Consider the following 9,465-nt stretch of genomic DNA (forward strand, 5'->3'; position numbering starts at 1 on the left):
AATGTATGAATTTTCTACACTCGGCTGGGTAAGACACGTTGTTTTCCACCCCTTTGAAGGTTTTGAAGACCTCAGGTGGAAAAAGCAGGGCTCGCTGAAAGTTGCTCTGATACTCGTTGTAATGCTCTTCATTGCAATGGTAGCTAACAACCGTATGGTAGGCTTCGCTTTCAACACTAACACGGTTAAAGTATTCAACGTAGTTCCGCTGATCGTACAGTCGGTAGTTTACTTCGCGACTTGGGTCATCGGCAACTGGTGCATTTGCACCCTGCTCGACGGCGAGGGTACTTTAAAGAAGATCTGCGTCTACTCGGCATACGCGCTGGTACCTTACATAATCTGCAGCTACATCGCTGTATTTATCTCTAACTTCATCATCACTGAGGAAGCTATTTGGTTCCACGCATTCACCTACCTCGGCATGGGCTGGTCGATAATCCTGATGATCTCGGCAATGAAGGCTGTACACCAGTACTCCATTCCTAAGACTCTCGTTTCCATCGTGCTCACGCTGGTAGCTATGCTGCTGATACTCTTCTTGGCAATACTCCTCCTCTCGCTTTTCCAGCAGGTTTATGTATTCGTTTATACGATCTACACTGAGATCGCGTACAGAATTCGTGGATAAGAAAGGGTGGTGTTAAAATGCAAAATAAGAATTACAAAAAAGTATTGACGTTTGCTCTTGTTCTTTCCATGATGATGCCTATCGGCTCGGCGGCTGCTGACTCTGCGGCTGATACTTCCGAAGCTGAAAGCTCAGTAGCAGACACCTCTTCGGCTGAGGACTCTGCGGCAGATGACTCCGCTGCTGACGACTCGGCTGCTGATACCGACAGCGCTGCGGAAGATGATTCGACCGCTGACGACGCTGCGGCTGACGACGCTGAGGAAGATGCTGATGATGGTGATGATGCAGATAAAAAGGACGAGGAAGAGGCAGCCCCGCTGCTTACCGACGACGAAGCTCTCGCGCTTGAAAGCGTAGAGCAGATCGCCGAGAACGATAACTTCCTGCTTTATATGGACCCCGATAACGAAAGAATTTGCTTAAAGGTCAAAAAGACCGGCAAGTGCTGGTGGACTTCTCCTATAAACGCTGATTCCGACCCCACGCCTATCTCTGAAGACGGAGATACGATGAAGAGCGGTCAGATAGGTCAGGCTAAGTCCAGCGCGGCTATCAATATCGGCGACCTTCGTCAGGAGAAGAGAACTGAGCTTCCCGCTCCCGCTTACTCCTACAAGGCAAGCGTTTCATTTAAAGCTGAGGCTAATGGCTGTGCAGTTACCTACAATTACACTGCTTACGGCGTAAAGCTGACGGTACACTACGAGCTGAAAGACGACTGCCTCCACTCATATGTAAAGACCGACGAGATAGTTGAAAAAGACAGCACCAGCGACGAGGGCAAGGTTCTTACCAAGATAATCCTCGCACCTTACATGGGCGCTGTTTCGGGACTCAATACCGACGGCTCGCCGACAGAGGGCTACATGATAGTTCCTGACGGAAGCGGCGCAGTTATCAACTATAACAACGGCAAAACAAATTACGCCAGCTACTCGCAGCGCGTTTACGGTACCGACTATACCGCTGTACCGCTTAACGCACCGCGTGTTACCGAGCAGGCTTATCTGCCTATGGTGGCTACCGTACAGGGCAACAATGGTCTGGTAACGATAGCTTCCGAGGGCGACGCCAACGTTTACGCTAACGCTCAGATAAGCGGTCAGAACAAGCAGGCTTACAACAACGCATACTTCGAGTTTGAAACAAGAAGCAGCGATGAATTCTTCATGAGCGGTACTGATACCAACAAGATCACCGTATTTGAAAAATACGGCATCAAGACCGACACTTTCGGACTTGAGTATTACCCGCTCGATAATGACGAAGGCGTCAACTACGCCGACGTAGCTGAGGTCTACAGAAACTACCTCATCAACAGCAAGGGACTTACCCAGAAAACTGAGGCTAACGACACCGACCTGTATGTAGATACATACGGCAGCGTGCTCAAGGAAGAGTCGATACTCGGTCTGCCTATCACGATGAAGACCAAGCTGACTACCTTCTCTCAGGCTTCAGACATCGCAAGTCAGCTCAACGACGCAGGCGCAGACTCCATAGTTATGAACTATAACGACTGGACAAAAGCTTCGGTAAAGAACATGGTATCTACCAAGGCTAAGGCGCTCGGCAAGCTGGGCAGCACTGATGATTTCAAGAACCTCAACAGCGATAACCTTACCGTTTACGGTTCGGTAAACAACTTTACTATGGAAAAGGGAAGCTGGGGCTACTTTGAGCTTTCAAATACAGCTATAAGAGTTTCGAGCGCCTACTCCAGACAGTCGAGCTACAGCCCCGCTTTCGGCGTGGCAGTTTCGGGAGTATCTCCCGCGCTTATAGCTCCTAACACTTACACCAAGATCTTTAAGGAAACTATCGACAGCTTCACTGGAAACAGCGTAAACTCTATGGGCTTCGGCGATTGGTCTACTAAGCTGGTAAGCGACTTCTCTAAGAAGAACACTTCTTGCAGAAACAACACAATGAACACCATAGTTACAGGCTACTCTGACGCTGTGAACGCAGGTCAGTCGATAATAGCCGAAGGCGCGAACTCGTATGTACTGCCTTATGTAAGCGCAGTTACCGACGTTCCCGTTTACTCCAGCGGATTCAACCTCACCGATATGGACATACCGTTCTATCAGATGGTCATCCACGGCTACGTTCCTTACTCGACTAAGGCTATCAACGCAAGCTCTGATACCGACCGCACTTATATGCGCGCTCTGGCTGCCGGATCTAACGTAAATTACGATATGATCTATCAGGACGCCGACGAGCTGATAGATACCAGAGATGACGACCTGTACTACTCGCACTATTCGGGCTGGGTACAGATGGCTGCCAACCAGTACAAGGTAACTAAGAAGGTGCTCGCCGCAGTAAGCGACTACACCATCTCGGATTACACCGTAGAGGGCGACATCATCAAGACCACTTACAGCAAGGAAGGTCAGGCAGACGTAGTCATCGAGGTAGATACCAAGAACTGCACAGTAAAGGCAAACGGCGAAACCACCGACCTTCTTGCCGAGGGTGCAGTAGAGAAGGAGGTGCAGTAAGCTGATGAGCGATATAGAAAAGACCAACGCTGAAAACGAAGAATTGGAGCAGCTAAAGGATGTTCCCGAAGTTAAGCTCGTGCTTGACGAATCGGAAGACGACGCCCCCGCTGTTACCGAGGACGCTTCTACGGAGGTAGCAGCTGATGAAGAGGCTTCTACCGAAGCAGAGGAAAAGTCTTACGCTTCCGCCGCAGCTATACCTGCAAAACAGAAGGGATTAAAGATCCCGTATGAAAGAAGAAAAGCTCTTTACGGCTACGGCTTCATCGCCCTTTGGTTCGTGGGAAGCATCTACTTCTTCATTGCTCCGCTTATCCAGTCGCTGATCTACTCTTTCCATCAGACAAAGATAGTCACCGGCGGTATGGAGATGTCAAATCCCGGTTTTGATAACTACTACAACGCATTCAGAAAAGACCAGTATTACCTGCCCGCGCTCACCAAAATGCTCAAGGATACGCTGCTCAATACGCCCCTTATCCTCGTGTTCTCGGTGTTCATCGCAGTAATACTGAACCAGAAATTTAAAGGAAGAACAGCCGCTCGTGCTATCTTCTTCCTCCCTGTAATCATCGCTACCGGTCCTGTTATCGACATAATCAACGGTAATATGTCCACAGGCGGTTACGCAGGCGGTTCTGAGCAGTTCAGCTCGATGTTTGAAACAGACCTCGTAGACCAGCTGCTCAACTTCCTCGGTGTTTACAACATAAGCGACCAGCTTACAGAAGTTATCAGCGCCCTTACCTCTGATATATTCAATCTGGTATGGAAGTGCGGTATACAGATCCTGCTGTTCCTCTCGGCACTTCAGGGAATTCCTTTCTCGGCTAAAGAAGCGGCTTCTATGGAGGGCGCTACCGCTTGGGAATATTTCTGGAAGATCACAGTTCCTTACATCAGCCCGATGCTTATCGCCAGCCTGGTGTACACGATAGTAGATTCGTTCGTTGATCCTTCCAACGAAGTTATGACTCTGGTTCTTAACCAGTCGAAGCAGTGGGAACACGGCTACTCGGCTGCTATGGCTTGGGCTTACTTCGCGATAATCGGTGTGATACTGGCTATCGTACTGGCAATAATCAACAAGTTCGTTTACTACGAAGTAGATTAAAAAGGGGGGATCACATTGGCAACTAAAAAAGAAGAAAAAGAGTTTGAGAAAGAGCGCAAAAAGTACCTTAAAGAGCGCATGAAGCGTATGAAGGAGGAAGGCCTTGAAAAATACTTTACTCCTGAGCAGATACGCTACAATAGAAACAAGCGCATCATAGGCGCTGTATGGCCCATTTTCAGATTCCTTATCCTGTTCGGTCTTGGATTTGTTATCATGTATCCTCTGCTGTTCATGGTTTCAACAGCTTTCAGACCCAATGCAGAAATGAACGATCCTTCAATAGTTTGGATCCCTAAGTCCTTCACGCTCGATAACATCAAGCAGACCGCTACCGTAATGAAATTTGACATTTTCAGCGGCTTCGCGGCTAAGGACAACACGATCATCAACACCATTTACCTCAACGTGATCTCTTCGGTACTTCAGGTACTGACCTGCTCGATCACCGGTTATGGTTTCGCAAGATTTAAGTTCAAGGGAAGAAACGTGCTCTTCGCTATCGTTCTTCTGATGATCATAGTACCTCCGCAGATCACCACCATTCCGCTGTATCTGCAGTTTGCGTACTTCAAGCTCTTCGGCATCATCCCGCTTTACAGCGGCGGCGAACAGCTTTCGCTTATCAACAGCGGACTTACGATGTACCTGCCTGCGCTGTTTGCAAACGGTATAAAGGCCGGACTTTTCATCTACATCTTCCGTCAGTTCTTCCGCGGCCTGCCTAAGGAGCTGGAAGACGCTGCGTACCTCGACGGCTGCGGACCTTTCGAGACCTACATCAAGATCATGGTCCCCAACGCTAAGACTTCGTTCCTGACGGTATTCCTGTTCTCGATCGTTTGGTACTGGAACGATTACTACGTATCGTCCTCGTTCTTCACCGAGAACAACACAGTAGCTCTTATGCTGAAAAACCTCGACGCTAACCTGCAGCAGCAGCTGTTCCAGGGTCAGACGGTAAGCGTAAGACAGATCATAGTATGGCTCGAATCGGGCTGTCTGCTCTCCATCGCACCTCTGCTGATAATGTACATCTTCTTACAGAGATACTTTATCGAGGGTGTTGAGCGTTCCGGTCTTACCGGTATGTGATCTGCATACTTCAAAAAAATCACGGCAGCTTTCGGGCTGCCGTTTTTTTGCGCAAAAGTAAGGGGCGCTGCAAGTTTTGGCTTGTGCAGCGCCCCTTTTTATGAGAATAATTATGGCATAAGCTTGCTAAGTGTTAGCTGTTGGGAGTGTTCTGGTTATTTTGATCTTCGGGCTTGGCAGGGGGCTGACCGTTTTGGTCGTTCATTCCGCCCTGTTCGTTCGGCGACTCCTGACCTCTTTTACCGCCGCCGAATCTGCCGCCCATGCCGGTCGAAGTGCTGTTTGAGGTGCAGATGTCGGAAAGCTCGACTTCCTCAGTCTGGTCGCCGAGGGTGAGGGTGTATGTGCCCGACGCAAGATCCGCTGAGCTGAAAACTAACGACTGGCATTCCTTATCCAGCGTGCAGGTGAAGAGCACCTCGCCGTCCGCGTCGGTAACAGTAAATTCCGAGCCCGCCGCTGCAGTTGAAGCGAAGCTGTGCAGCACGTTGTACTGCGTGGAGTTGTCAGAGAAGCCGACCGCCATGCCGACCGCGCCCGCCGCTACTATCGTGCCGCCCGTTATCTGCGCGGTGGAATTTCTATCGCCGATGTCCAGTGCGCCATTGCTTCCGTTGGTCGGGCCGCTTACGATCACTGTTCCGCCGCTCATCACAAAATTGCCGTTAGAGTCGAGCCCGTCGCCCGAAGCGTTGACTTTTAGCGTGCCACCCGAGATTTCCAGCATATGGTTCTCGACGCTGTCAGCAAACATATCCCTTCCCGCGCGCTCGTCCGAGCCGGTATCGCTGCCGCCCGCGGCGTTCAGCCCGTCGTCGCTCGCGGTAACGTCTATCTCACCGCCCGAAATATAGATGTTCAGCCCCTCAAGACCCTCGTAGCTTTTTGAAACTGTGATCTTGCCGCCCGAGATTGTGAGGTCGCCGTCTGCGTGCGTGCCGTCGTCGCCCGAACTTGCCGTAATGTCGCCCGCCGAGATGTTCACTGTGCCGTTCGAGTGCAGCGAATCGTCGGAGGAGTCGATGCTGATAACGCCGCCCAGAATGTTCAGCTCGCTGCCCGCCTTTATGCCCTTCGCCGATGTGGACTCGCTCTCGACAGACGATGCGTCGGTCGAGGAGGTATTTGAGGCGTCCGCCGAAACTGCGGTGTAAGCCGTAGCCGTCAAAGTGCTGTCGCCGCTGCCCGACGGCATTTCGGGCGGCGTACCCGTCTGCTGGCCGTTCATGTCGGGGGGCGTGCCTATATCGTCCTTGCTCCAGCTTCCCCAGTCGCCGTTCGGCTGACCGTCTGATTTCATGCTGGCGTTCGCGGCACCGCCGCCGCTGGTAAGAGTCAGCGTGCCGTCCTCTATCTGCATTACTGTTTCAGCCTCCAGCGCGTCGCCCGCTACGTTTACGGTTATGTCGCCGCCCGTCACGGAAACAAAGCCCTTTTCCGCGTCCTCGTCATTTGTCGCGCGGATACCGTTCGAGCCGGCGGTAACGTCGATAGTGCCGCCGCTGATTTTCACGCTGTCCTTGCCGTAAATCCCGCCCGAAGCGGCGTTTACCGTGATGTTTCCGCCCGCGATGACGATGTTGTCCTTGCTGACTATACCGTGCTTGTAACTGCCCGTCACGCTGAGCGAACCGCTGCCGTTGATGGTGAGGTCGGCGCGCGAGAAAATGCAGCCGTCGGTGTTGTCGTTGCTGTCCGTGAGGGTGTATTCAGCGCCGTCGGCAAAGCTGTTTTCCGTGCCGTCCTCCAGCGTCAGCGTCACCTTGCTCGCCTTGTCGATCATCAGCGCCGCGTAGTCGGAATTCGTGACCGAAACGCCGTTCAGCACCAGCTTGACCTCGCTGCCCTTCGCCTTGACGTATATCTCACCGCTTAGATTGCCCGATAAAATGTACGTTCCGCCCTCGGTTATCGAGAGCACGCCGTTTTCGCAAGCCGCGCCGCTGCTCTTTATCTCGGCGCTTTCGCCGCTGAGCGCTATCTTCACCGCTTCGGTTTCGTCGTATCCGATGTCTTTATCCTCCGCCGAGATCTCAAAAGCTTCCGAAGAGATCTGCGCCGAGGCCGTTTTTGTGTCAGTTTCGCTGCTGCTGTCCGATTTTGAGCAGCCTGCCGCGCTCATCGCAAGGCAAATCGCCGCCGCTGCTGCAATGTATTTTCTGTAATTATTTTTCAAATTGCTCATATCGTTCAGCTCCTTTCTGCCCATTCTTTGTGCTTTCGTTCTATTTTAACCAAATTTACCGCTACTATAAAAGCGTAAGCCGCCGCCGCGAATGGCGGTATCAGCACTATAAGCGCCACGGCTGTGAGAATTTTCATGCGTTTACCTCCGTTCATCGCTTAAAGCTGGTCGCACGACTTCGCTTCCTCTCTGCCGCAGACTATCTCTAGGTTTGCGTTGCGGGTGCGAAGCTCGTCTATCATAGTTTTTTCCAGCGAGGGGGCTTTAAGCACTATCGCGTAATCCAGCTTGAAAAGGCTGCCCATGTTGGTGGTCTTTACGCTGCAAAGCTCGTACGTATTTGTATATTTTTCGAAAATATCCGTAAACGCCCCGCTGTAATCGAGCGACTCGGGTATTGTTATTTTCAGATGTTTTTCGTCGTTTCCGCCCGCAAGTCCGAGCTTGTCGTAGATGAGCGCCGCCGCGCAGATGACTGCCGTGAATATCAGCGCCGCCGCGAGATGCTGTGTGCCGCAGGCAAGACCCGCCGCCATCGTGAGGAATATCGCGCAGATCTCACGCGCGCTGCCGGGCGCGGAGCGGAAACGCACCAGACTGAATGCGCCCATTACCGCAACGCCCGTGCCGATGTTGCCGTTTACCAGCATTATCACCATCTGCACTATTGCGGGAAGCAGCGCGAGGGTAAGCGCATATCCGCGAGAGGTGCGCTGTCTGCGGCAGAAAACCGCCGCCACCACTGCGCCGATAACCAGCGAGCAGGCGGTGCATATCAGAAGCGAGGAAAGCGAAATGTCTGCCGCCGAGAGTGTGAAGAGGTCTTTTATAGTCGTGGTATCAGCCGTAAAATATGTCATGTTCTTTTTCCTTTCATGTATAAAGATCTAAATTATGCGTGTATCGTGCAAGCTGTCAAGCCGTTATCTTGTTCAGCCCGAGCGCCTTTTCCGAAAGCAGCGTGAGGTACGCTGTGCCGTATTTTGAGTACGAAGCGGGATAAATTTTCAGCTCGTCGAGCAGCCCCGCCAGCCAGAGCGGCATAGCCCCCGCTATTTTTATCTCCATTATCCGCCCGCCGTGCGGCAGCAGCTTTCGTCCGTAAATGCCCTTCTCCAGCCGCAGATCGTAGTCGCGGAAAAGCAGCTCGCTATCGAAAGTTATCCGCAGCTCGGGGTCTGAAAGCGCGGTGTAGGCGTGGCGCTTGTAGGTGATGAGCATTCGCGGCGCGAGCCCCTCGTAAAAATCAAAGCACCGCGCAAGCTCTTTTTCTATCTGCGTGTCCTGCGCCGTTTCGGGAAAGCCCGCCGCCCGCGAAAGGGGCATTACGCTGCGCCGCTTGTAAACAACGCCCTTGTACTTTCGCTTTATCTCGAGAAAAACATCGTCCGCGGAGCGCGGCACACCGTATGAACGCAGGCGTATCTTCTCTTTAAAAACGGGCTTTTCTATCGAGGCGCGTATCAGCCGGTAATCGGGCGTATCGTAATAAAGGCTCATGATGTCGCTCTCAAAATAGCGATCGTGCTTTACAAAAGGCTCCAGCGCCGCTAAGAAAGCGCGGTACTGCTGCGCGCTGAGCAGGTATTTTTTTTCAGTTCTTTTAAATATCTCTTGTGCCATGTGGATCAGCTCCCTTTTTTCTTTTACGATTCAATTATAAAACGCTGACATTAAATTTACTTTAGGTTTTTTAAGTCCGCCGTACTTTTCAGCATACTTTCACTTACTTTCCACAAAACGGCTCAAATATACCTTTATATAAAGAGCTTATTTTGCAGCTGTAAGCTCTGCGGTAATGTCAGTAGTCTTCTGCTGTTGGGCGGTCAGCTCCGCTGTGTGCTGAACAAGCACCTTTTCAGCGATCTTCTCTGATACGCCGAGTGTTACAAGTTCTTCTTTTGTCATGCTTTGTACCTCCGTA

General features: G+C 51.5%; 8 protein-coding genes. 4 read left to right on the forward strand and 4 right to left on the reverse strand.

Features of this window, described 5'->3' with window-relative positions; genetic code table 11:
• The first annotated feature begins 1 nt into the window (after window position 1).
• From LI114_RS06715 to LI114_RS06730, 4 genes are read left to right on the forward strand one after another with little or no spacing between them, the layout of a single operon-like run.
• Entirely contained in the window at window positions 2-631 is a 630-nt protein-coding gene (locus LI114_RS06715) for a Yip1 family protein (protein ID WP_227220007.1), read from the forward strand.
• 17 nt (window positions 632-648) lie between these two features.
• Window positions 649-3,144 (forward strand): DUF5696 domain-containing protein, encoded by a 2,496-nt coding sequence (locus LI114_RS06720; RefSeq protein ID WP_227220008.1) that lies wholly within the window; start codon window positions 649-651, stop codon window positions 3,142-3,144.
• A 4-nt stretch (window positions 3,145-3,148) separates the two neighbouring features.
• Window positions 3,149-4,261 carry a carbohydrate ABC transporter permease gene (locus tag LI114_RS06725; protein ID WP_227220009.1) on the forward strand — a complete coding sequence of 371 codons (1,113 nt, stop codon included), beginning with the start codon at window positions 3,149-3,151 and terminating at the stop codon, window positions 4,259-4,261.
• A 15-nt stretch (window positions 4,262-4,276) separates the two neighbouring features.
• Window positions 4,277-5,356 carry a carbohydrate ABC transporter permease gene (locus LI114_RS06730; protein ID WP_227220010.1) on the forward strand — a complete coding sequence of 360 codons (1,080 nt, stop codon included), beginning with the start codon at window positions 4,277-4,279 and terminating at the stop codon, window positions 5,354-5,356.
• Between the two features lie 133 nt (window positions 5,357-5,489).
• On the opposite strand, the gene LI114_RS06735 is transcribed toward LI114_RS06730, so the two are convergent.
• From LI114_RS06735 to LI114_RS06745, 4 genes are read right to left on the reverse strand one after another with little or no spacing between them, the layout of a single operon-like run.
• Window positions 5,490-7,541: a carbohydrate-binding domain-containing protein gene (locus LI114_RS06735; RefSeq protein ID WP_227220011.1), complete on the reverse strand. Its 2,052-nt coding sequence runs from the start codon at window positions 7,539-7,541 to the stop codon at window positions 5,490-5,492.
• Window positions 7,542-7,546: 5 nt separating this feature from the next.
• Window positions 7,547-7,678: a hypothetical protein gene (locus tag LI114_RS14135; RefSeq protein WP_264468235.1), complete on the reverse strand. Its 132-nt coding sequence runs from the start codon at window positions 7,676-7,678 to the stop codon at window positions 7,547-7,549.
• A 21-nt stretch (window positions 7,679-7,699) separates the two neighbouring features.
• On the reverse strand, window positions 7,700-8,401 hold the full coding sequence (locus LI114_RS06740; RefSeq protein ID WP_227220012.1) for a DUF4956 domain-containing protein: 702 nt from the start codon (window positions 8,399-8,401) through the stop codon (window positions 7,700-7,702).
• A gap of 55 nt (window positions 8,402-8,456) precedes the next feature.
• Complete coding sequence (locus tag LI114_RS06745) at window positions 8,457-9,164, reverse strand: polyphosphate polymerase domain-containing protein (protein WP_227220013.1); 708 nt, start codon at window positions 9,162-9,164, stop codon at window positions 8,457-8,459.
• Between the last annotated feature and the right edge of the window lie 301 nt (window positions 9,165-9,465).

This window comes from Ruminococcus sp. 210702-SL.1.03 (genome assembly GCF_020559915.1).
Lineage (GTDB): Bacteria > Bacillota > Clostridia > Oscillospirales > Ruminococcaceae > YE71.

Coding starts and splice junctions, on each gene's coding strand:
- LI114_RS06715 (WP_227220007.1), top strand. CDS start 2: ATGTATGAATTTTCTACACTCGGCTGGGTAAGACACGTTGTTTTCCAC.
- LI114_RS06725 (WP_227220009.1), top strand. CDS start 3,149: ATGAGCGATATAGAAAAGACCAACGCTGAAAACGAAGAATTGGAGCAG.
- LI114_RS14135 (WP_264468235.1), bottom strand. CDS start 7,678: ATGAAAATTCTCACAGCCGTGGCGCTTATAGTGCTGATACCGCCATTC.
- LI114_RS06735 (WP_227220011.1), bottom strand. CDS start 7,541: ATGAGCAATTTGAAAAATAATTACAGAAAATACATTGCAGCAGCGGCG.
- LI114_RS06740 (WP_227220012.1), bottom strand. CDS start 8,401: ATGACATATTTTACGGCTGATACCACGACTATAAAAGACCTCTTCACA.
- LI114_RS06720 (WP_227220008.1), top strand. CDS start 649: ATGCAAAATAAGAATTACAAAAAAGTATTGACGTTTGCTCTTGTTCTT.
- LI114_RS06745 (WP_227220013.1), bottom strand. CDS start 9,164: ATGGCACAAGAGATATTTAAAAGAACTGAAAAAAAATACCTGCTCAGC.